This window comes from Micromonospora echinaurantiaca (assembly GCF_900090235.1).
GTDB lineage: Bacteria > Actinomycetota > Actinomycetes > Mycobacteriales > Micromonosporaceae > Micromonospora > Micromonospora echinaurantiaca.
Genome location: NZ_LT607750.1, coordinates 6,123,098 through 6,145,532 on the forward strand (window position 1 = coordinate 6,123,098; position 22,435 = coordinate 6,145,532).

At 74.5% G+C, this 22,435-nt stretch carries 15 protein-coding genes; 5 read left to right on the forward strand and 10 right to left on the reverse strand.

All coding sequences use genetic code 11. The annotated features are described in order from the left end of the window. Positions 1-25: 25 nt before the first annotated feature. On the forward strand, positions 26-1,102 hold the full coding sequence (locus GA0070609_RS27720) for a PHP domain-containing protein (protein WP_088996518.1): 1,077 nt from the start codon (positions 26-28) through the stop codon (positions 1,100-1,102). Between the two features lie 39 nt (positions 1,103-1,141). Here the strand turns inward: GA0070609_RS27720 and GA0070609_RS27725 are convergent, their stop codons facing one another. Further along, positions 1,142-2,125, reverse strand: coding sequence for a DMT family transporter (locus GA0070609_RS27725; RefSeq protein ID WP_172899423.1), 984 nt, complete (start codon positions 2,123-2,125; stop codon positions 1,142-1,144). Between the two features lie 157 nt (positions 2,126-2,282). On the opposite strand from GA0070609_RS27725, the gene GA0070609_RS27730 reads away from it, so the two are divergent. Beyond that, positions 2,283-3,953: a DUF885 domain-containing protein gene (locus GA0070609_RS27730; protein WP_088998005.1), complete on the forward strand. Its 1,671-nt coding sequence runs from the start codon at positions 2,283-2,285 to the stop codon at positions 3,951-3,953. 61 nt (positions 3,954-4,014) lie between these two features. Here the strand turns inward: GA0070609_RS27730 and GA0070609_RS27735 are convergent, their stop codons facing one another. From GA0070609_RS27735 to GA0070609_RS27760, 6 genes are all read right to left on the reverse strand, one after another. Then, positions 4,015-5,517, reverse strand: a complete 1,503-nt coding sequence (locus GA0070609_RS27735; protein ID WP_088996519.1) for a DUF6114 domain-containing protein — start codon at positions 5,515-5,517, stop codon at positions 4,015-4,017. Between the two features lie 80 nt (positions 5,518-5,597). Beyond that, positions 5,598-6,209 carry a DUF6230 family protein gene (locus tag GA0070609_RS27740; RefSeq protein ID WP_088996520.1) on the reverse strand — a complete coding sequence of 204 codons (612 nt, stop codon included), beginning with the start codon at positions 6,207-6,209 and terminating at the stop codon, positions 5,598-5,600. Between the two features lie 435 nt (positions 6,210-6,644). Beyond that, positions 6,645-7,781 carry a DUF3068 domain-containing protein gene (locus tag GA0070609_RS27745; protein WP_088996521.1) on the reverse strand — a complete coding sequence of 379 codons (1,137 nt, stop codon included), beginning with the start codon at positions 7,779-7,781 and terminating at the stop codon, positions 6,645-6,647. Positions 7,782-7,849: 68 nt separating this feature from the next. Continuing rightward, positions 7,850-8,674, reverse strand: a complete 825-nt coding sequence (locus tag GA0070609_RS27750; protein WP_088996522.1) for a class I SAM-dependent methyltransferase — start codon at positions 8,672-8,674, stop codon at positions 7,850-7,852. Then, positions 8,671-12,951, reverse strand: a complete 4,281-nt coding sequence (locus GA0070609_RS27755; RefSeq protein ID WP_088998006.1) for an alpha-(1->3)-arabinofuranosyltransferase — start codon at positions 12,949-12,951, stop codon at positions 8,671-8,673. Before GA0070609_RS27755 ends, GA0070609_RS27750 begins: the two co-directional genes overlap by 4 nt. Then, a complete protein-coding gene (locus tag GA0070609_RS27760) occupies positions 12,948-14,621 on the reverse strand; it encodes a substrate-binding and VWA domain-containing protein (RefSeq protein ID WP_088996523.1) in 1,674 nt (557 codons plus the stop codon). The genes GA0070609_RS27755 and GA0070609_RS27760 overlap by 4 nt, the downstream gene beginning before the upstream one ends. A 258-nt stretch (positions 14,622-14,879) precedes the next feature. Here GA0070609_RS27760 and GA0070609_RS27765 point away from each other — a divergent pair, with 258 nt between their 5' ends. Beyond that, complete coding sequence (locus GA0070609_RS27765; protein WP_088996524.1) at positions 14,880-16,040, forward strand: glycosyltransferase family 4 protein; 1,161 nt, start codon at positions 14,880-14,882, stop codon at positions 16,038-16,040. Between the two features lie 58 nt (positions 16,041-16,098). Here GA0070609_RS27765 and GA0070609_RS33735 read toward each other — a convergent pair whose 3' ends face one another. Together GA0070609_RS33735 and GA0070609_RS27770 are read right to left on the reverse strand one after the other, a co-directional pair. Then, the gene (locus GA0070609_RS33735) at positions 16,099-16,260 is read right to left on the reverse strand and encodes a hypothetical protein (RefSeq protein WP_158289757.1); all 162 of its coding nucleotides are present in this window, start codon (positions 16,258-16,260) and stop codon (positions 16,099-16,101) included. Then, entirely contained in the window at positions 16,257-17,975 is a 1,719-nt protein-coding gene (locus GA0070609_RS27770; protein WP_231928435.1) for a hypothetical protein, read from the reverse strand. The genes GA0070609_RS33735 and GA0070609_RS27770 overlap by 4 nt, the downstream gene beginning before the upstream one ends. Positions 17,976-18,125: 150 nt before the next feature. Between GA0070609_RS27770 and GA0070609_RS27775 the strand changes: the two genes are divergently transcribed. After that, positions 18,126-20,258 carry a hypothetical protein gene (locus GA0070609_RS27775; RefSeq protein ID WP_088996525.1) on the forward strand — a complete coding sequence of 711 codons (2,133 nt, stop codon included), beginning with the start codon at positions 18,126-18,128 and terminating at the stop codon, positions 20,256-20,258. A 9-nt stretch (positions 20,259-20,267) separates the two neighbouring features. On the opposite strand, the gene GA0070609_RS27780 is transcribed toward GA0070609_RS27775, so the two are convergent. After that, positions 20,268-21,023, reverse strand: coding sequence for an FkbM family methyltransferase (locus GA0070609_RS27780; RefSeq protein WP_088996526.1), 756 nt, complete (start codon positions 21,021-21,023; stop codon positions 20,268-20,270). A gap of 175 nt (positions 21,024-21,198) precedes the next feature. Here GA0070609_RS27780 and GA0070609_RS27785 point away from each other — a divergent pair, with 175 nt between their 5' ends. Next, positions 21,199-22,434 carry a polysaccharide biosynthesis protein gene (locus tag GA0070609_RS27785; protein WP_197700192.1) on the forward strand — a complete coding sequence of 412 codons (1,236 nt, stop codon included), beginning with the start codon at positions 21,199-21,201 and terminating at the stop codon, positions 22,432-22,434. Position 22,435: the final 1 nt, after the last annotated feature.

Sequence of the window (22,435 nt, forward strand, 5' to 3'; positions counted from 1 at the left end):
GCGGCGCGCGGGTAGGTTGCACAGAATGAGCGCCCGGGACCCCATCGCCGACCTGCGCCGGATCGCGTTCCTGCTGGAACGGGCGAACGAGGCCACCTACCGGGTACGCGCCTTCCGCTCGGCGGCCAAGGCGCTCGCCGCGTTGCCCCCCGCGGAGGTGGCCGGGCGGGCCCGGACGGGCAAGCTCACCGAACTGGCCGGCGTCGGCGACGTGACCGCCCGCTGCGTGGCCGAGTCGATCGCCGGTGAGGAGCCGGTCTACCTGCGCCGGCTGGTCGCCACCGAGGGCAGCGACCTGGACGCGGCGGCGACCGACCTGCGCACCTCGCTGCGCGGCGACTGCCACACCCACTCCGACTGGTCCGACGGCGGCTCCCCGATCGAGGAGATGGCGCTGGCGGCCGTCGAGCTGGGCCACGAGTACCTGGTGCTGACCGACCACTCGCCCCGGCTGAAGGTCGCCCGGGGGCTGACCGCCGACCGGCTGCGCCGCCAACTCGACTACGTCGAGCAGGTCAACGCGGCGCTGCCGGAAGGATTCCGGATCCTCACCGGCATCGAGGTGGACATCCTCGCCGACGGTTCGCTCGACCAGGACGAGGAGCTGCTGGCCCGGCTCGACGTGGTGGTCGGCTCGGTGCACAGCGGCCTGAACGACGAACGGTCGAAGATGACCCGGCGGATGCTGGCCGCCGTCGCCAACCCGCACCTGGACATCCTCGGCCACTGCACCGGCCGGATGGTCTCCTCCCGACCGGCCGGAGTGACCGGGCCGGGCGACCGCGGCCACCGGGCACGGACCCGGAAGGAGAGCGACTTCGACGCCGACGCGGTCTTCGCGGCCTGCGCCGAGCACGGCGTCGCGGTTGAGATCAACTCCCGTCCGGAGCGGCAGGACCCGCCGAAGCGGCTGATCCGCCGGGCCCTGGAGGCCGGGTGCGTGTTCGCCATCAACACCGACGCGCACGCCCCGGGTCAGCTCGACTGGCAGCGGTTCGGCTGCGAGCGGGCGGCCCGGTGCGGGGTGCCCGCCGACCGGGTGGTCAACACCTGGTCGGCGGAGGAACTGGTGGCCTGGGCCGTGGACCGCCCCGCCCGCTGACCGGCCAGCCCCGGCCGGTGCCGGGACCGGCCGATCGGCTCAGCGGGGGGCGGCCGCCTCGGCGACCGGCGCTGCCGGGGCGCCGACCCCGACCGGCACCGCCGGGCGCCGCCGGCCGACCAGGCCCTGCGACACGGCGACGCCGAGGAGCACCACCAGCGCACCCACCGGCTGGTGCCAGGTGAGTCGCTCGCCCAGCACCAGGGCGCCGATCAGCACCGCGAAGACCGGAATCAGGTAGGTGACCGTCGAGGCGGTGCTCGCCCCGATGACCCGGATGTTCCGCATGTTGATCACGAAGGCGATGCCGGTGCCGAGCGCACCGAGCGCCAGCACGCTCGCCACCACCTCGACCGAGAGGTCGGTCGGCACCGGCGGCGCGCCGGCCGCCAGCGGCGCGACCACCGCGAGCTGGGCCACCGCGAGCAGCAGCTGGGCCGCCGAGAGCGACACGCCGGAGTGCGAGCTGCCGGCCACGAACTTCTTCTGGTACGGGATGGCCACGCCGTAGCAGGCCGCCGCGCCGAAGCACATCAGCTGCCCGACGAAGTGCGCCCCGCCGACGCCCTGCCACACGCCGAGCACCACGAGCACCCCGAAGAAGCCGAGCGCGAGCCCGACCGCCCGGCGTACGGTCAGCCGCTCGGTGCGGAAGACCAGCACCGCCAGCGGCAGCACGATCAGCGGCGTGGTGGCGTTCCAGATGCCCGCCAGCATCGACTCGACCCGCTGCTCGCCGTAGCCGAACAGGGTGAACGGGATGGCCACACCGAACGCGGCGACCACGGTCAGGTGCGCCCACACCCGCGGCTCGCGGGGCAGCCGGTCGCGCAGCACGGCCAGCACCACCAGCAGGGTCACCGCGCCGGTGGCGACCCGGTAGAGGGTGAGGTGCAGCGGGTGCAGCTCCTCGACACCGACCTTGATGAACAGGAAGCTGGACCCCCAGATCGCGGCGAGGGCGACGAAACCGGGCAACCAGCTGCGGAGCGCCGCCCTGTCAGGAGTGAAGTCCGTGGTCACTCCTGACACTTTGCCGCAGGGGTACGACAAAGTCCCGCGACTTTCGGACCGGGTGGCCAGCACCACACGTCGCCCGCCGACCGGCCGGGTGGCGGCTGCCGGGGACACGGGCAACACGCTCGACAGCGAGGCCGTCCGGTCACGTAGGGTCGGGGCCGTGGGACGAATCGATGACCTCGCCAACCGGTACGTGGCGGACTGGGCGCCGCTGAGCCCGACCGGTGCCACCTACGTCGGCATCGCCGGCTACGACGACAAGCTCGACGACCTGTCGCCCGAGGGTTACGCCGCCCGGGCCGAACTGACCCGCCGGACCCTGGCCGAGCTGGACGTCACCGAGCCGGACACCGAGGCGGAGCGGACCGCCAAGGAGGCCATGCAGGAGCGGCTCGGCCTCGACCTCGCCCGGTACGAGGCGGGCGAGTCGACCAGTGAGGTCAACGTCATCGCCAGCGGGCTGCACGACGTGCGGATGGTCTTCGACCTGATGCCGACCGAGGGCGAGGACGCCAAGGCCAACATCGCGGCGCGGCTGAACGGCTTCGCCGCCGCGCTGGAGGGCTACAAGACCACACTGCGCGAGGCGGCCGCGGTCGGTCGGATCAGCTCCCAGGTGCAGCTGGTCGAGGTGGCCAAGCAGTGCGACACCTGGGTCGACCCGAACGGCGACAACTTCTTCCACGGCCTGGTCGAGCGGCTGGGCGCCGACGGCAGCGTGGCGGCCGAGCTGCGCCGGGGCGCGGCGGCGGCCACCGCGGCGACCGCCGAGTTCGGCCAGTTCCTGCGCACCGAACTGGCCCCGCACGGGCGGGAGAAGCAGGCCGCCGGGCGGGAGCGCTACGAGCTGGCCTCGCAGTACTTCCTCGGCGCCAAGGTCGACCTGGACGAGACGTACGCCTGGGGCTTCGCCGAGCTGGCCCGACTGGAGGCCGAGATGCGCGACGTCGCGGCCCGCATCGTCGGCCCGGGCGCGAGCATCGACGACGCCGTACGGGCGCTGGACGCCGACCCGGCCCGCACCATCCAGGGCAAGGAGGCGTTCCGGGACTGGATGCAGGCGCTCGCCGACAAGGCGATCAGCGAGCTGCACGGCACCCACTTCGACATCCCGGAGCAGGTCCGCCGGATCGAGTGCTGCCTCGCCCCGACCAGCGACGGCGCCATCTACTACACCGGGCCGAGCGAGGACTTCTCCCGGCCCGGCCGGATGTGGTGGGCGGTGCCGCAGGGCATCACCGACTTCTCCACCTGGCGTGAGGTGACCACCGTCTACCACGAGGGCGTGCCGGGCCACCACCTCCAGGTCGCCCAGACCGCCGTCCGGGCCGACCTGCTCAACCGCTGGCAGCGGCTGCTCTGCTGGGTCTCCGGGCACGGCGAGGGCTGGGCGCTCTACTCGGAGCGGCTGATGGACGACCTGGGCTACCTGGAGGACCCGGGCGACAAGCTCGGCATGCTCGACGGGCAGGCGATGCGGGCCGCCCGGGTGATCGTCGACATCGGCATGCACCTGGAGCTGGAGATCCCCCGGGACAACCCGTTCGGCTTCCACCCGGGCGAGCGCTGGACGCCCGAGCTGGGCTGGGAGTTCATGCGGGCGCACTGCCGGGTGCCGGACGAGAACCTGCGCTTCGAGCTGAACCGGTACCTGGGTTGGCCGGGGCAGGCCCCCTCGTACAAGGTGGGCGAGCGGATCTGGTTGCAGGCCCGGGAGGACGCGAAGGCCCGCAAGGGCGCCGACTTCGACCTCAAGGAGTTCCACCGGCAGGCGCTCGACCTCGGCTCGCTCGGGCTCGACCCGCTGCGCAAGGCACTCGCCCGGCTGTGAGGTCGGGAGCCGGCGGCACACGAGCGGGTGCCGCCGGCTCCCGGGCCGGTGGTGGGGGAATTCAGTCCAGGGTGAGCTTCAACGTCGGCCGCGCGGTCAACGTGTCGCAGGTGACGAAGGCCAGGTCCATCACCGGTTCGGTGAACGTGAGCGGGATCGGCGAGGTGATCGGGAGGCCGTCGGGCAGCGGCAGGTCCGGGGTGAGGGTCACCTTGATGCCCAGGATCTTCCCGGCGAAGCGGGTGGCGTAGAAGGCGACGTCGCCGCGGACGGTCAGCTGGTTGGTGGCGAATCGCATGGTCCGGCCGGCCGGGCCGGGTGAGCGGAGCAGGAAGTCGTCGGTCACGGCCTGCTGCATGCTGAACTTCAGCGCCCGCAGGCTGCCGTCGTCGGTGGGCAGGTCGACGATGCCGTCGAACCGCAGGCCGGTCATGGTCACCTTGGAGCCGGTCAGCTTCGACGGCGTGGCCGCCACCACCGGCTGGCCCGGTTCTGCGGCGATCCTCGGCAGCGGCTTGCCCGGCTCGACCTTGCCGGGGGCGCCGGGCTTCGGCGACGCGCAGCGCGGGCCGGGCGCGCTGGGCCGAGGGCTGGCGCTCGGCCGGGCGGTGGGCGTCACGGTCGGCGTCGGGCTCGGCGCGGGCTCGTCCTCGTCGTCGTCCCCGCCGCCGAACAGGTCGCCGAGCCCGTCCAGGATGTCGGTGATGATGTTGCCGCCGGAGCTCTTCTCCGGGCTGGGCGACGGCGACGCGCCGGTTGCGCTCGGCGTCGGCTTCGCCCCGCCCGGCGATCCGCTCGGCGCCGGCCGGGTCGGGCAGGCGGGCGCCTGCACCGGCGCCGCGCCCGCGAGCGGGGCGGCCTGGGCCGGCCCGGGGGCGGGCACGGCGAGCGCCGCCGCTGCGGAGAACCCGAGCAGCACCGGCAGCACGGCGTAGAGGCGGGGGTCCCGCTGACCCGGCAGCGTCGGCGGGTCGTCGGCCAGCCGGACCGTCCGGGCGGTCTCGTCGTACGCCGCCGGCCGCGGGCCGGCGTCACCCGGCACCAGTTCGTCGACCCGGGTCGAGCCGGACGCACCGCTCTCCGTCGCGACGGGCGGCTCGGCGGCGAGCGCGGCCGGCTGGTCCGCGGCCGGCTCCTCCGTCGCGGGTACGGGCGGCGGGTCGCCGGCCGGGCCGGTGCCCGGGACCCAGGCGAAGCCGAGGCCGGCGCCGATCATGCCGAGCAGCAGGCCGACGAAGAAGCCGCCGAGGTTGACCCCGATCAGCGAGAAGACCGCGGTCACCGCGGCGACCACGGCGTAGAAGATCCGCTGCTGCGGGGTGAACCACATCAGCACGCCGCAGGCGACCAGGATGGTGGGGATCAACCAGGAGAGGAATCCGGTCGGTCCCATCTGGAAGGAGAGACCGCCCAGCGACATCTGGGTGGTGCCGAAGATCTCCAGGCCGGCCAGCGCGGTCAGCAGGCCACCCCAGAACGGTCGGGTCCGCCGCCAACGGCGGAACCGGCGCCACGCCGCGCTGATCCGGCCGGGCCGGGCGTGCTGCGGGTCGGCGGTTGTCACGTACGCCTCCTGCCGGGGCTAAGGGGGACGGGGCAGGGAACGGGCCCGCGGAGGACGCCCTCCGCGGGCCCGGGGTCAGCTCAGAAACATTCCTTGGCGTCCGCGCCCACGTTCACCCGCAGGTCGAGACCGGTCAGGGTGAAGGTGCCGGCGTGGGTGGAGCGGGCCACCTGCTTGAGGTCCTTGATGACGACGGTGTCGGACTGCTGCCCGAAGGCCTTCTTGTCGCCCTTGGCGCCCTCCGGCCCTCCGGTGAGGGTGGCGGCGTCCTGCCCGATGTTGATGTTCTTGAACTCGGCGTCGCCCTGCAGCGAGTCCATGTCGATGAGCAGCCCGCTGGCCACCGCGGGCTTGCCGCCGCCACCGGCGTTGATGGTGAGCACCACCGGCGCGCCCGGCACCTTCACCGACTGGCAGAGGTCGTAGAGCTTGGCGTTGCGGATGCCGGAGACGGCCACCGGGTGCTTCGTGCCGTCCGACTCCTCGGCGATGCCGCCGTACTGGACGAAGCCCTCGCCGCGCAGTTCCGAGGCGGAGACCTTGAAGGTCTGGCCGGAGACGGCGAACGAGGCGGCGATCGCGCCGTTGGCCATGCCGAAGACGATCGCGCCGGCGACGGCCGTCGCGGGCACCATCAGGGCGGCGAAGCGCCGCCACCGGGTACGACCCCGGTTCTCGATCCGATCCTGCACGTGCTCCTCCTCAGGGGGGTGTGGCGGCGGTGGCCGGTCGGCGAAGGTGCGGGCCCCGCACCGGGCCCCGGGCTCTGCTACCGGCGGGTAACGAGCGTGCCGATGATGGTGCACCTACGGAGGCGTAGGTCACAAGGCCCTAGCTACCTGCCAGTAACACGGAGGCGACGATCCGCGGCGTCACGGTTACGCTGCGCAAGCGATGGCCGCCCGAGGATCTTCGATTACGGCAGCAAAGCCGGCATAAGTCCTCGACGTAACTACCCGTCGTGGCGGCTGATCGACCGATTACAATAAGGTAACGGATGTAAAGTAGCCGCTGCGGATTCGCCTCGCAGCGGACCTGTCGCCGGTCGGGAACCCCGCGCGACACGCACGAAAAGACTGCGGGGTGGACCGGGATCCCGGTCCACCCCGCAGTCGTGCCCGCAGGCGTCAGCGCTGCTCGACCTCGCCCTGCGCCGGACGCTGGGTCGGCACGGTGGGGTCGGTCTTCCAGTTGGTCGAGGCCGGCGGGATCTCGTCGGTGAGCGGCCCGCCCTCCCGGTCGTCCCGCACCGCCGGCTGGTCCACCCGGGTCGGCGCGGCGTCCACCCGGTGCCGCGCATCGGCCGCCGGCGCGGCCCCGCCCCGGCTGGCCACCAGCACGCCACCGACCATCAGCAGCAGGCCGAGCACGGTCAGCCCGATGGGGGCGTACAGCCCGAGGAGGGTGAGCTGGCTGCGGTTCTTCTCGGCCCGGTCGACCGACGCCGTGACGGTGTCCTCGTTGTAGTTGAACTCGGCGTCCAGCAGGGTCACCGGGGTGCCGACGTCCGGCACCAGGGTCTTGCGCTGCACCTCGCGCACGTTCACGTACGAGCCGGTGACCGGGTCGACCCAGACCGTCCGGGTGTTGCTGTAGGTGATCTTGCCCTGGGTCGCGCCCGGGGCGAGCGCCCCCAGCAGCAGCCCCACCCGCTCGGCGCCGAGGTTCAGCTCCTGGTCGGTGATCACCTGCTCGAACTTGTACGCCTCGAGCCCCTTGACGTCCTCGGTCCCCTTGAACTCGGCCGGCAGGGCCTTCCGCAGGTCGCGGTCGAAGACGTCGTAGTTCCGCTTCTCGGTGCCGAACGGGAACTTGTAGACCTGGCCGGCGAAGGTCACCCGCTCCCGGGTGCCGGTGTCGTCGAGGAACTGACCCTCCCAGTCGACCGCCGCTCCGGAGACCCGGTCCAGCGCCAGCTCGGCGCCGTACGCGCTGACCAGCTCCTTGGTCTGGTCCCGGTCGACGGTCTGACCGACCGTCCAGACGACCGTGTCTTCCTCGAGGTCGCCGGTGAGGCTCGCGGTCTGCACCCGGTTCGGCGTGACCAGGACCGTGGACCGGAGATCGTCCTGGTTGATCTTGATATCGCCGTTGGTGATCTGGAGGAAGGTCGCACCCTTGGCCTCGGCGACCGACGTCGAGGCTTCCAGATCGTAGGGCAGCTTGGTCATCGCAGGTTTGACGACGAACACCAATCCGGCGGCGAGCGCCAGGAGGAGTACGCCGCCACCGAACAGCACGGCACCTATGGCGCGGTGCTTCATGATTCCTCCCTGGAGGAGCTAGTTTCGCCGCTGTCGATCAGTGATGTGGCCGCGAGGTTACTACTTGGTCACATAGCAACGCGACCCCCGGTCAGTTCTGTTTTTTCCGCCGCGCCGGCCGGTTCCGTACCGGTCCGCCGCAGAACGAGCAGGAAGTTCCACGCCACCACCTCCCGGATGCCGGGCAGCCGGATGACCCAGCGGCCCCACCACGGGTGGTAGCGGGGCAGGGCGTCCAGCACCTCGACCCCGGCGCAGCCGCGGGCCCAGCGCAGGGTGGCGCCGATCGACGTGGGGAAGAGCGTCTCGCGGTACCGGTTCTTCGGCGGCCGGCCCGTCCGGCGCTGGTAGCGGCGCCGGGCCCGGTCGCCGCCGAGGTAGTGCCAGGGCGCCGTCTCGTGCCCGCCCCACGGCGAGAGCCAGGGCGTGAACGACACGAAGAGCAGACCACCGGGGCGGGTGACCCGGACCATCTCGTCCAGCATCCGCTCGGGCGTCGGCACGTGTTCCAGCACGTTCGACGAGAAGGCCACGTCCACACCGGCGGTGCGGACGGGCAGCGCGGTGCCGCTGCCCCGTAGCATGCCGGCGACCGACTCACCGGCGGCCGAGAAGTCACCGACGTCCGGGTCCAGCCCGACGTAGTGGGCCCCGGCCGCGCGGAAGGCGGCCGCGAAGTAGCCCGGGCCGCCACCGACGTCGAGCACGGTACGACCGGCTAGCGCGGTGTAGCCGGCGACCTGGCGGACCGAGTCCTCGGCCAGCAGCCCGTAGAACCGGTCCGGGTCGGTCTGCTCGACCAGGAACGCCCGGAACAGGGCCACCGAGCGCCCCAGCGTGGCGTACCGGCGCCGGGCCGCCCGGCCGGCCGCGCCCTCGTGTGCTGCGCTCATCGCGCCACCGTCCCGTCCTCGTCCTGGTCACCCGGCGGGCCGCCCGCCGCAACGTCGTCCGGCCGCTCACCCGGCTCCGGTGCCGGCGCCGCCGGTGGCGTGCCCGGCACCGGCACCACCGCCGCGACCACCGCGCCGATCGCGACGAGCATCGCCGCCTGCACCCAGGTGCCGTACGTCCACTCCTGACCGTGCCCCTGCAACCGCCCGGTCACCGCGACCGTCGTGGCGACGGTCAGCCCGCCCAGCACCACCACCGGCAGCGCCCGCGCCGCGAACTGTCGCAGCAGCATCGCGGCCAGCACGATCGCCACCGGCAGCACCCCGCCCAACGCGGCGAGCAGCACCACCAGCGTCACGCCGATCAGCCAGGCCGGCCCCTCCGCCGGCACCCCCGCGCCGGGCGTGGCGCGTCGCCGGACCGGCACGGCCACGAGCAGCAGCACCGCCAGCGCGGTGAGCGCACCGACGCCCAGCCCGGTCCGGTACGTGCGGTCCGGCGTGAAGGTCAGGCTCACCTCGACGCCCTCCCCGGCCGGCAGCAGCCATGCCTGTTGCCAGCCGTCCACCCGGGTGACGGTCAGCGGGCGGCCGTCCACAGTGGCCCGCCAGCCGGCGTTCGCGTTCTCCGGCACCACCAGCAACGCCTCGCCGCCCGCGGCGACCCGGACCCGGCGGTCGGTGGGATTCCAGTCGAGCACGGTCACCTCGCGGTGCCGGGGCGCGGCAGCGGCGGTGGCGGTGGCGGCCGGACGCAGCGTGGCGTCCTGCACGAGGAAGCCGGCCGACGGCGTGGTCGCCAGCCGGTGGCCGCCGGCCGGCAGGTCGACGGCCGCACCGGTGGCGCCGCAGACGGTGACCGGCACCGGCCGGCCGGCGAGTACGTCCGCGAGGGTGGTGCGGACCTCGGTGTCGTAGCGGAATCCGGCCAGCTCGGCGCTCGGACCCTTGCCGCACGGCTCGACGACGGGGGTGTCACCGGCGAGCGGGCGGAGCAGCTCCGCCAGGGCCGGGATCTCCACCTCGGCGATGCCCGCGGTGGCCGTCCAGCCGTTGCCCCGCCGGTCGGCGATCCGCCCGGCCGTCTCCCGCACCACGATTTCGATTCGGTCCGTCCGGACGGCGGGGAAGCGGACCGTGCCGTCCGCGCCCACCGGCAGTTCCAGGCTCCGGCCCGGGGTGCGCACCTCCACCCGGGTGGGTGGCGAGCCGACCGGCACCTCGGCGGTGGTCAGCCGCAGCTCGCCGATCCTCCGCTGCCCCGACCAGCGCAGCCGCAGGGTGGGGCTCAGGTCGCCGATGTCGGCCAGCCACGCGGTGCCCGGGTCGCCGTCCACCGCGGCGTACCCGGCCACCGCCGGATCGCCGGTCAGGTACGACGATGTGTCCGCGGTCACCGGCACGTCGGCCAGGGTCAACTGCCCGCCGGGACGCGGCACGGCGGTGAGCGCGAGCCGGTAGCTGCCGGCCGCCGGGCTGCGGAAGAGCCGGTCGATGCCGAGCGGCTCCTCCCCGGCGCGGGCCAGGAACCGGTCGCACCGGACCACCGAGCCGGCCGGCCGGGTGCCGGTTCCGCCGCCGGTGCCCGCGTCCGAGCCGGCGGCGGCGTCTGAGCCGGCGGCGGCGGAGACCGGGTAGCAGGCGGGCCGGTCACCCGAGCCGCGGCTGAACGACCAGGACACCGGTCCGACGAACCCGTCCGGCAGGTCGGTCGGCGCGCGCAGCGCCCGGCGCGCGGTGGTGCCGGGGATGGTCAGTTCCCGGATGCCGACCCCGCCGTCGAGCCGCTGCCCCGCCACGGCCAGCACCGTCACCCGGATCCGGCTGGTCGACCCGGGCAGCGTGTAGTACGGGTGGGCGCCGAGCGTCTGGGCCACCTCGTGCTCCACCGAGCCCCGGTCGGTGGTGATCCGGAACCGGGTCACCGGCCAGCCCACCCCGAGGTCGTCGACGAACGCCAGCGACACCCGGTCGACCTCGCGCGGGGTGTCCAGGTCCACCTGGAGCCACTGCCCGACCGGCCCGGCCAGCGGCGCCGAGTGCCAGGCGGTGGCGTACTCCCCGTCCACCGCGGCGAACGGCAGGTGCGACGGGTCCGCGGGCCCGAGGTTGTCCACGAAGCTGGTCGCGCTGGACGCGGTGACCTCGCGTACGCCCTGGTAGGTGGCGACGGTCTGGTGCCGCCGGCCGGAGAACGGCAGCAGGTCGAGGGCGACCCGGCCCTGCCGGCCGGCCTCGGACGCGGTCAGCGTCTGGCTGAGGTTGTCCCGCACCCGGCCGATGTCGCGTTCCCGGCGGCGCAGCCCGTCGGTGACGATCCACTCCCCGCCCACCACCGAGTCGCCGTCGTCCCCGCCGTCCGGCCGGTCCCCGGCCAGCACCACCGGCCGGTCCCGCTCGACCAACCCCTGCTCCAACAGGGGCAGCAGCGATTCCGGCCCGCCGCTGACCGTCGGCACGTCGTCGGTGAGCACCGCCGAGGCGGCCGGCACCGGGCGTTGCACCTCGTACACCTCGACCGCCGGCAGCGCTGCGGCGCCGTCGTCGACCGGGCTGCCCGGCGTCGCCCCGAACCGGGTGGTGCTGCCGAAGGTGGCCACCCGCGCGATGCCCGGCGAGTCGGCCAGCGCCCGGCGGAGCAGCGCCACCGGCGGGGCGTCCACCTGGGTGCGGTCCACGTCGTTGCGGAGCAGCACGTGCCGGAACCCGGAGCGGGCCAGGAAGTCGGCCAGCCCGGCGGATCCCCGGCCGCCGGCCAGCACGCTCTCGACGGTGTCCATCATCCGGGTGTTGCCGGCCGAGCCGAGCGGGATCTGGTGCCGGACCGCCCACGGCGCCCCGGCGAGGGCCTGGAGCGGCTCGTCGACCGTGCGTCCCCACTCGTACTGGCCGAAGCCGGAACCGGGCACCATCAGCGTGCGGGCCAGCGCGTCCCGGTCGGCGAGCCAGGTCGCCGCCGACCGCCAGTGCGGTGGCAGGTCCGACCAGCCCGGCCCCGGCCGCAGCTGGCCCAGCCAGGCGGGCGCGGCCGCGCCCAGGACCAGCAGCAGCACCGGTACGAACACCAGCGGGCACAGCCGGAGGCCGGGGCGGCGGCGGGCGGCGGCGCCGTGCAGCCGGGTGACCACCGCGTCGACGCCGTGCGCGAAGCCGAGCATCAGCGGCAATCGGAGCACCGGGTCCAGCTTGTGCACGTTGCGGAACGGCGCCAGCGGGCCGTCCAGCAGTTCCCGGACCGGCCCGGAGAGCGGGCTGTCCAGGCTGCCGACGTAACCCATGGTGAGCAGGGTCAGCCCGGCCAGGAAGCCGAGCACCAGGAAGCGCCGCTCGGGCAGCAGGTTGCCGGCGAGTCCGGCCAGGCCGACGAGCGCCACCACCGCGGTGAGCGTCATCAGCACCGGGTTGTCGATCAGCAGCCAGCCGGCCGGCCACCACGGATCGCCCTGGACGATGTACGCCACCCACTGGTTGGTGCCCCGGACGGCCTGGAAGAGCGAGGCCACCGCCGTGGTCGTGGTGGACGACTCGATGTAGTCCAGGAACGGCAGGCTGTACTCGCCGAGCAGCAGCAGCGGCACGATCCACCAGAGGCAGACCCCGACGACGCAGAGGCACCACCAACCGACCAGCCGCAGGTGCTCGCGGTTCCACCGGCGGGTCAGCAGCCAGACGCCGGGCAGCAGCAGGGCCAGCAGCACCACCGCCGCGTTGATCCCGCCCATGCCGAGCACGGCCAGCGCCGAGAGCGCGGCGGCCCGGCGCGGGGAGCCGATCCGGCGCACCAGCACCAGCGGCAGCAGCACCCAGGGCAGCATCGCCGCGGCGAGGGTCTCCGAGGAGAGCGCGCCGATCTCGGTGAGCATCCGCGGCGCCAGCGCGTAGCCGAGCGCGGCCGCGTACCGGGTCGGTTCGGTGCCGATCCGCAGCGCCCGGGCCACCTGGAGCAGCCCGTAGAACGCCGCGACCAGCACCAGCGCGGTCCACAGCCGCTGGGTGATCCACGGCGGTACGTGCAGCAGCTGGCCCGCGGCGAAGAACGGGCCCATCGGGAAGAGGTACCCGTACGCCTGGTTCTGCAGCTCGCCGGAGGTCGCCTCCGGGTTCCACAGGTGCAGCGCCCGGGCCATGAAGTGCAGCGGGTTGGCGGCCAGGTCCAGCTTCGTGTCGAAGGTGACCTGGCCGGGCCGCTGGACGAAGGCGATCGCGGTGAGCAGCACCAGGGACAGCACGGTGCCGGGCGCCGAACGCACCGGCCGGGGAAGCCGCGGCCGGATCATCGACGGCACTCCGGGGGCAGGCAGCTGAGGTCGGCGAGCGCGGAGAAGAAGATCTGCCGGATGCCGCTGGGCTGCTCGGCGCGGAACACCCGCCCGCCGGTGGCGTCCGCGATGGCGGTCAGCTCGTCCGGGTCGACATCCTTGCCGAGGCCGATGAAGACGATCGGCAGCGGGCGGCGCGGATCCTGCAGCCGGGCCAGCTCGGCGAGGAACTTCGCCCGGCCGATGCTCTCCTCGTCCTCGTTCTGTCCGTCGGTCATGACCAGCACCAGGTTGATCCGGCCGGGCGTCCAGTGCCGCCGCGCCTCCCGGTACGCGGCCAGGGTGGTGTCGTACAGCCCGGTCCCGCCCTGCGGCTTCACCCGGACCGCGGCCAGCTGCTCGGCCAGCCGCTCCCGCTGCGCCCGGCGCAGTGGCGCCACCGGCAGGATCTCCCGGTAGTCCCGGTCGCCGTCCACCTTCGTGGAGAAGACCCAGATCCCGAGTTCGCTGCTGTCCAGCAGCAGGCCGGAGCCCTCGCGGGCGGTCTTGACGGTGGCGTCGAGCCGGGTCTCGCCGGTGCCCGGCACCGGCGCGGCCATCGAGCCGGAGATGTCCAGCACGGTGAGGATCCGGGCGCTGCGCTGCACCCCGCTCCATCCGGTGAGCAGCTCGGTGACCGTCTCCTCGGCGGGCAACGGGACCGGCCGCCGCTCCTGCACCCGCAACCGGCCGTCGTCCGGCATGGCCGGCGGGAATCCGGCCGCGGTCCGGAAACCGAACCCGGTGAGCGTGTCGCGGGACTCGACCGTGAGCAGGTTGGCGAGGAAGTCCACGGCGGCCTCCCGCACGTGGCCGCGGGCGGCGGGCAGCACCGCGTACGGCAGGTCGAGCGACGGCACGCCCACCTCGGGGTACGCGGCGACCAGCTTGTCCGCGCCGGCCAGCGCGTTGTGTTCCAGCACCGCCTGCTCGGTGGCCGCTACCGCGTCCGTCCGGCCCGGCAGGCCCGACCCGGGCACCAGCCCGCCCCCGCCGTCGCCGGCCTCGAAGGTGCGACCGGCCAACCGCCGCAGCGTCGCCGCCACCGCCGCCGCCGGCTCCGGCTCGTCGGCGGCCAGCGCGCGGACCCCCAGCAGCGCCGCCACGCCGGCCGGGTCGGCCGCCGGGTCGGGCACCGCCACCGAGTTCTTCCGGACCTTCGGGCCGACCAGGGACGCCCAGGTGAGCGGCTTCGCCGGCCAGCCCAACCGGCGGGCGGTCGGCTCGGTGACCGCCAGCACCACCGGCGTGCTGGCCACCGAGGTGCCGGTCGCCGGCACCTCGAAGCCGCCGCCGGCCCGCGCCCGACGCAGCCAGAACGTGGACTCCGGCAGCCACGCGTCGGCGACGTCCACGGCGTTGGCGAGTTCCCCGGCCACCGCGGCGGACTCCCGCGCCTCGACGACGATGGAGACGCAGGGCTGCCGGCCGACGCTGGCCCGGACGATCCGGTCCAGGGCGGGCGCGATCACCGGCGCGGCGGCCACCCGCAGCCGGACCCGCTCGGCGCACTCCGGCACGCCCCGGTCCGCCCGCACGTACGCCACGGCGGCCCAGCCCGCCAGCAGCAGCACCAGCGCCGCGCTCAGCAGCACCACCGGCGGTCGGCTGGAGAGGTAGCGCACCGGCGCGGAACCGTCGCGCAGCACCGCCGGTCACCTCCTCGTCACCCACCGGAGTATCCGGTAGCGGTCGAATTGTCGTCGCGCTGGCGGGGGGCGCGATCGGGGCGCCCACCCGCCACACGCAGTGGCGCTGCACACCCTGCCAAGGTTTTCGGCCGCCGGCAAACCCCCGAACGACGGGCGGTCATTGGATCTTCGCCGCCGTGGCCACCCATTGCGCGACCGGGCCGGGCCGCCCTAGGGTGGCGCGATCGTGCTCACTTACTCACCGGTAGGAGCAGCGTGGACCACTCCGGCACCCCCTCACGCCACGTCCTGTTCCTCAACTGGCGCGACACGACGAACCCGGAAGGCGGCGGCTCCGAGGTCTACATCGAGCGGATCGCTGCCGAACTGGTCGCCGCCGGCCACCGGGTGACGCTGCTCTGCGCCGCGCACGCCAACGCCGGCCCGAGCGGCACCACCGCCGGCGGCGTACGGGTGCTGCGGCGGGGCGGCCGGCACACGGTCTACGCCCGGGCCGCGCTGACGTACCTCGCCGGCCGGTTCGGCTTCGGCCCGCTCGGCCGGCGTGGGCTCGGCCGGCCGGACCTGGTCGTCGACGTCTGCAACGGGGTGCCGTTCTTCGCCCCGCTCTACGCCGGCCGGCCGGTCGTCGCGCTGGTGCACCACGTGCACCGCGAGCAGTGGCCGGTGGTGTTCGGCCCGGTGATGGCCCGGTTGGGCTGGTGGATCGAGTCGTGGCTGGCGGTCCGGCTCTACCGGCGCTGCCGCTACGTCACCGTCTCCGAGGCGAGCCGGGCGGAGCTGGCCGAGCTGGGGGTGGCCGCCGAGCGGATCGACGTGGTGCCCAACGGCACGCCGCCGGTGACCGGCCCGCCGCTGCCCCGCACCCCTCACCCGTCCCTGCTGGTGCTCGGCCGGCTGGTGCCGCACAAGCGGGTGGAGATCGCCCTGCGGACCGTCGCCGAGCTGGTCGGCGAGCTGCCCGAGCTGGAACTGGTGGTGGCCGGCCAGGGGTGGTGGGAGAAGCCGCTGCGGGAGCTGTGCGACTCGCTCGGCATCACCCGGCACGTCCGGTTCACCGGCTTCATCAGCGAGGAGGAGAAGCACGCCGTGCTCTCCTCCGCCTGGCTGGCGCTCACCCCCTCGCTGAAGGAGGGCTGGGGGCTGACCATCGTCGAGGCCGCCGCCTGCAGCACCCCGACGGTGGCCTTCCGCTACGCCGGCGGGGTCGCCGAGGCGATGGTCGACAACGAGACCGGCCTGCTCGTCGACGACGAGGCGGAGTTCACCGCCCAGGTGCGCGAGCTGCTCGGCGACGACGTACGGCGCAAGGCGATGGGTGAGGCCGCGCTCGCGCACGCCGCCCGGTTCACCTGGGAGGCGACCGGGGCACGCTTCGCGCAGCTGGTGGCCCGGGCGACGGAGCGGCCCGCCTGATCGACCCGACGAAACGAAGGGCGCCCGCCTGACGCGGGCGCCCTTCGTCGTCGTTCGTTCAGCGCGTGCCGTACAGCGAAGGCTCGGCGCTCTGCTCGCTGACGCTGGTGACGGCCTCGTCGGCGGACGTGCTGAGCACGCTCGCCAGACCGACACTCCCGAGCAGGCCGAGCACGACCCCGAGTACCCCGACGGCGACGAACGCGGGCAGGTTCCTCATCCACCTTCTCCTTCCGCGGGACTCGCGTGCCGGGACGCTACCACGCGGTAGCCCACCCGCGCAGCGCCCGAACAACCGATGCCGATCACCACCATTCCGGCCAGCAGGTGGGCGATCCCGACCGGCCCGGGGCGCGCCGGTGGCGCCGGCGCCGACCAGGCCGGGTTCTCGTAGAGGGTCAGCTCCGGCCCGTCGTGGGCGACCCGGAGCCCGGCCAGCGCCGCCGCGGGCGGGGCCGGGCCGGCCGCCCGCTGCACCAGCACCCAGCGCGGGTTGGCCGCCGCCAGTGGCGTACCGGTGGCCAGCAGCTCCCGCACCCGGGCCGCCCGCGGGTCCTCGCCGGCGACCGCCAGCCCGCCCACCCGCAGCGTGTCGTCGATCAGCACCGGCGCGTCCAGGTGGCGCGGGGCCGGGTCGATCATTACCTGGCCGCCGTTCCAGCCGTAGCGCTGGTACTCCTGGAACGGCAGCGAGATCACCTCACCCGGCCGCTGGTCGACCAGCCGTGCCACCGCCGCCCAGTCCGCCGGCCAGCTCACCGGGCGCAGCCGGCCCGCCGCGCCGACCGCCAGGTCGGGCAGGAGCGCCACCGGCAGCAGCGCCGCGCCGACCAGCAGCACCCGCCCGGTGACCGGCCCGTACCGGGCGGCCAGCCGGTCGGCGAGCCGCTCCGCGCCGAGCGCCACGGCCACCGCCAGGGCGAGCGCGTAGGGCATCAGCAGCTTCTGGCCGTCCCGGACCAGGCCCGCCCCGGGCACCGCGGCGACCAGCCAGCCGAGCACGGCCGGGCCGCCGGGCAGCGCGCCGGCCGCCGCCGCCAGCCAGGAACCGGCCGCGAGCAGACCGAACCGACCGACGATCGCCGGCGGCCAGCGCCGGCGCAGCAGCGGTACGCCGTACCCGGCGACCGCCAGCAGCAGCACGGTGGCCAGCGGCACCACCACCCCGGCCCGGGAGGCGGGGGTGGTCTGCGCGTTCCAGATGCCACCGGTGCCGGCGAGCGCGACCAGCGGCCCGGCCCAGTTCTCCGCCCGGGCGGCGAACGCCGTCACCCCGGCCGGGTCGGACCGGCCCGTCCCCGCGCTGACCAGCCCGGCCACCAGCCACGGCGCGTTCAGCAGCAGCGTCGCGCCCAGGGCGAGCGCCGCCGACCGGGCCGCCCGCGGGTACCGGCCCGGCACCAGCACCGCGATCACCACCAGGGCGAGCAGCCCGCCGGTGGGGGTGATCGCGGAAGCCGCGGCGGCGAGCAGCAGCCGGGGCAGCGACCCCGGCCGGCCCGCGCGCACCCCGAGCGCCGCCCGCACCAGCCAGGGCAGCGCGGCGTACGCGACCAGCAGCCCCCACTGCCCGATGAGCAGCCGCTCGGCCAGGTACGGCGTCCAGGCGTACCCGAGCGCGGCCACCACCCGTACCCCGACCCGCTCGGTCGGCACCAGGCGGGCGGCGCCCAGCGCGGCCAGGTACAGGATCGCCACCAGCACCAGCCGTTGCAGCAGCCAGCCCGGCACCAGTTGGCTGGCCAGCGCCACCACCGCGTCCTGCGGCACCGCCCGGGGCAGCGCCGAGGCCGGGGCGATCACCTCCCAGCCCAGCGGCTGCCGGGGCACGAAGACCATGTCGTAGCGGAGCAGGTAGCCGGGGAGCGCCAGCGGCGCGAGCACCACCGCCGTGACGGCGGCGGCGACCGTGTGCGGCACCAGCCGTTCGCGCATCCGTCGACCTCACCACTGCCGGGGCGCGACCGGCCCGCCGCGCTGGTGGCGACACTGTACGCGGACCAGCGGGGAACCATCCGTTGACCTGATGGGACCACCGGTCACCGGTGTGGCAGTCTTCCCGCCATGGCATCGACCGGACCCGAGGTGGATCAGACGCGAGACGAGACCGGCTGGCTCGGCGGCTGGGTGCGCGCCGACCCGGTACGCGCCGTCGGCGTCGTGATGGTCCTGGTCAGCCTGGTGTGGCGGGCGCAGTTGGCGTCGCGCGGCCACCTGGCGGTCGACGACTGGGTGCTGATCTCCCGGGCGTCGGAGGCAGACCTGACGCCGGACTTCCTGCTCACCCTCTACAACAACCACTTCATGCCGGCGGCCCTGCTCAGCACCTGGTTGGTCACCCGGGCGGCGGGCGTCGCCTACTGGCCGTACGTGCTGCTGCTGACCGCCGCCCAGACGGTCCTCGCGGTGTCCTTCTTCCGGCTGCTCCGCACCCTGGTGCGGCCCGGCTGGGCGATGCTCATCCCGCTCGCGGTCTTCCTGTTCAGTCCGCTGACCCTGGAGGCCACCTCGTGGTGGGCCGTCGGCGTCAACATGCTGCCGATGCAGATCGCCATGGTGCTCGCCGTCGGCGCCCAGGTCCGGTACGTCCGCACCGGCCGTCGGCGGCACCTCCTCAGCCTGGCCGCCGCCGTGCTGTTCGGGCTGCTCTTCTTCGAGAAGGCGTTGCTGGTGGTGCCACTGGTCTTCCTCGCCACCGCATGCCTGCTCGTCGGCGGCCCGCCGGTGCACGCGGTACTCACCACGGTGCGCCGGTACTGGCCGTCCTGGGCCATGCTCACCGCCCTCTCGCTGGGTTTCCTGGCGCTGTACCTGTCGCGGGCGGAGTCCTCGCTCCGGCGGCCCGACTCGCTGAGCGAGGTGCTGTCGTTCCTGGGCCAACTGCTCGGCTCCACGGTCGTTCCCGGCCTGCTCGGCGGGCCGTGGCGGTGGTTGCCGGCGGGTGACGGCGCTCCGGTGACCGCTCCACCCGAGCTGGCTCGCTGGCTCGCGTGGGCGGTGTTCCTGACCCTGGTCGTGGTGACCGTGCGCCTGCGCCGGGCGGCCGGACGGGCCTGGGTACTGCTCGCGGCCTACCTGACCCTGGTCACCACGATGCTGGGAGCGACCCGGCTCGGCTCGATCTACAGCGACGTGGCCGGAGCGGTGCCGCGGTACGTCAGCGACGTGGTCGTGGTGGCGGCGCTCTGCCTCGGCGTCGCCCTCCTGGGGCTGGCCACCCCCACGCCCTCGACTGCGGCGGGCCCGACCACACCGGAGGACGCCGCCCGCGATCCCGAGGCGGATCCGGCCGCCGCCCGGGCGGCCACGGCTCCACCCACCGGCACCGCCGGGCTCGACCAGCCGGCCACGCATCGCCACGCCGGCGTCATCCACGCGGAAGCGGCCGACGACGAGGTGGCCCGGCCGGGTCGCCCGTTCGGCACTCCACCCGCCAGGTCGACGTCGACTTCACCCGGGCCGGTCGACCCGGTCAGCCCGGCGGCGGCCACGAGGAGCACCGAACCGGCCAACCAGCGGTACCCGGCGGCCGGGGACGGGGATTCGCTACGGGCGCAGCTCGCCCGGCACCGGGAGACCGTGAGTACGGTGCTCACCATCGTGGTGCTGGCCGGCGGACTCGGAGCGGCCTGGACCACCGCCCGGTTCGGCGACGAGTGGGCGGTCAAGAGCGGCAAGGTCTACCTGGAGACCGCGCGGGTTGAGCTCGCCGCCGCGCCACCCGACACGGTCTTCTTCGACCGGCCCGTTCCGCCGGAGGTGGTGCCCGCGCTCTCCGCGCCCTACAACCGGCAGTCCAAGTTCTTCCAGGCCATGGGGGACGCCCCGGTCTTCGTCACCGAGGCCGAGGCCCCGTCCCTCTTCGACGCCAGGGGACGGATCGTGCCGGTCAGCGTCGACGGTCCCGCCGTGGTGCCCGGCCCGGAAGACGGCTGCGGATACAAGATCACCGGCGGGCGGACCGTTCGCATGCCACTCACGGCACCCCGGGACGACTGGTTCTGGGTGGTCCGGATCGGTTACCTCAGCTCCGCCGACACGACGGCCACCTTCCGTCTCGGCTCCGCCACCCGGGAGTTCCCCGTGCGGCAGGGACTGCACCAGTACTTCTTCGAGGTCACCGGAGGTGGGGACGCCGTCGAGCTGACCGTCAACGGCTACGGGGTCACCCTGTGCACCAACGAGGTGGCGGTCGGCACCCCGACCCCGCAGCAGTGAGCGTGCCGGTCATTCCGGACGGAACAGCACCGAGTTGACGTAGCGCGGCCGCGGCCACAGCACCCGCCGGGCGAAGCTCTGGCCGACCCGGGCGATGTTCTGCCGCTGGTGCCCGCCCAGGTCGAAGTCGGCCAGCGGCACCCAGTCGCGCCCCGGGAGCACATAGCCCCGATAGCCCCACCCGGTGAGCAACTCCAGCAGCGGTTGGACCGGCTGGATCCGCTCCTCCACCTCGATCAGCAAGACCGGACGGTCCCGGCGGACGGTCTCCACCGCGCCCCGCAGCGCCGGCAGCTCGTGCCCCTCGATGTCCAGCTTGACGAAGCGCACATCGGTGAGGCCGAGCGAGTCCAGGGTGATCCGCCGGACCGCCAGGGGCTCGCCCTGTTCCGAGTCCTCCAGCGAGGAGGTGCCGACGATCGCCCCACCGGCGGGTAGGTAGAGCGCGGCGCTCCCGTTGTGGTCCGACACCGCGGCCTCGACCACCTCGACCGTGGGGAACGCGGCGCGTAGCTGCCGGGCCAACGGCGGGGTGGGCTCCACCGAGACCACCCGGTCGGCGCGGCGCAGCAGGCGTGCGGTCCAGGGCCCGTACCAGGCGCCGACGTCGACGGCGGTGCCGCCGCGCGGAACGAACTCGGCGAGCCGGGCCAGCTCCGGCTCGACCCTGGGGTAGACCCAGCGGATCGCGGCCCCGACGGCCCGCTCCGGTAGCCGTGCGGCCAGTCCGGAGGTCGCTGCCGGGGCCAGGTTCGTCGACGCCATGGGCCAGCACACTAGACGCTCGGCAGTCGTTCGGGCAGGGGTCGAGGGTGCGGGGCTGTCGAGCCGGTCGGTTGAGCGGTACCGTCTCCCCCGGTCGGGACCGCATCCCGACGGATCCCCCGGCCGCGACGCGTACGGTCCCGCGCCGGACAGCAGCGCGGTGACGTGGGGTGGCATGACTCAGACCACGGGCAGGGACGCCGGCGCGGCCCGGCTCGGCGCGGCGGGCGTCGCCGTCACCGCCGCCACCATGCTGACCAACGCACTGGCGTACCTGGTGCCGGTGTTCGGCGCCCGCCGGTTGACCGCCGGTGACCTGGGCGCGCTGGCCACCGTGCTGGCGCTCGGCGCCATCGCGGCCGTGCCCGGGTTCGGCGTGCAGATCGCGGTGGCGGCGCACCGGGCGCGGTGGGGCACCAGCGGCACGGCGCGGCTGGGGTTGCGGACCGCCGCGGTCAGCGCCGTAGTGACCCTCGCGGCGGCGCCGGTGCTCGGCGTGGCGCTGCGGCTCCCGGTGACGCTGACCCTGCTGCTCGCCGCGAGCACCTTCGCCACCGTGCTGGCCGGCCGCTGGCTCGGCGAGCTTCAAGGCGACCAACGCTTCCTGCGGCTCGCCGGGGCGATGTCCGCGCTCGCCGCCGGGCGGTACGGCGGGCTGGTCGTCGGGCTCGTCCTCGACCGGGGCCCGGTCGGCGCGCTGCTCTTCGGCACCATCACCGGCTTCCTCGTGCTGCCGCTGCTGGCCCACCTCGCCCGGCCGGCCACCGGTCCCGCGCCCGGCACCGGTTCCGCGCTTGGAGCCCCGGCCACTGGTCCGGCGGGGGACGCAAGCCTGACCGGCCGGCACGTGCTGACCGCGTGCGGGGCCAGCCTGGCCATGCTCGTCGTCTCGTACGCCGACCTGATCCTCGCCCGCCAACTGCTGCCCCCAGACGGCTCCGGCGGGTACGCGGTCGGCGCGGTGCTCACCAAGGGAGCGCTCTGGGCGCCGCAGGTGGTCACCCTGCTGGTGCTGCCCCGGCTGGCCCGTGGCGACCGGCGCGCCCGGGCGCTGGCGCTCGCGGTCATCCTGGCCTGCGGAGCGGCGCTGGTGACCGCCGCCGCGGTCGCCGGCGAGCTGGCGTTCCGCCTGGCCGGCGGCGCGGACTACCTGCACCTGGCCGGCGAGGCGCCGCTCTTCGCCGCCACCGGCGCCCTCTACGCGGTGGTGTTCATGCTGGTGAACGACCGGGTGGCGGCGGGGGGGCGATGGCCGGCCGCGCCGCTCTGGGTGGCCACCGCCGGCCTGGCCGCAGCGGCCCTGCTGGTCGCCCCCCGCACGGTGGCCGGGGTGCTCACCACCGCACTCGTCACCGCCGGGCTGACCGCGGCCGTGATGGCCTGGCTGGCCTTCCGTCCCGCCCGCCGCTGAC

Excerpts from the sequence above, each read along its gene's own strand:
- GA0070609_RS27720 (WP_088996518.1), top strand. The coding sequence starts at position 26 with ATGAGCGCCCGGGACCCCATCGCCGACCTGCGCCGGATCGCGTTCCTG.
- GA0070609_RS27745 (WP_088996521.1), bottom strand. The coding sequence starts at position 7,781 with ATGAAGCACCGCGCCATAGGTGCCGTGCTGTTCGGTGGCGGCGTACTC.
- GA0070609_RS27750 (WP_088996522.1), bottom strand. The coding sequence starts at position 8,674 with ATGAGCGCAGCACACGAGGGCGCGGCCGGCCGGGCGGCCCGGCGCCGG.
- GA0070609_RS27755 (WP_088998006.1), bottom strand. The coding sequence starts at position 12,951 with ATGATCCGGCCGCGGCTTCCCCGGCCGGTGCGTTCGGCGCCCGGCACC.
- GA0070609_RS33735 (WP_158289757.1), bottom strand. The coding sequence starts at position 16,260 with ATGAGGAACCTGCCCGCGTTCGTCGCCGTCGGGGTACTCGGGGTCGTG.
- GA0070609_RS27770 (WP_231928435.1), bottom strand. The coding sequence starts at position 17,975 with ATGCGCGAACGGCTGGTGCCGCACACGGTCGCCGCCGCCGTCACGGCG.
- GA0070609_RS27780 (WP_088996526.1), bottom strand. The coding sequence starts at position 21,023 with ATGGCGTCGACGAACCTGGCCCCGGCAGCGACCTCCGGACTGGCCGCA.
- GA0070609_RS27785 (WP_197700192.1), top strand. The coding sequence starts at position 21,199 with ATGACTCAGACCACGGGCAGGGACGCCGGCGCGGCCCGGCTCGGCGCG.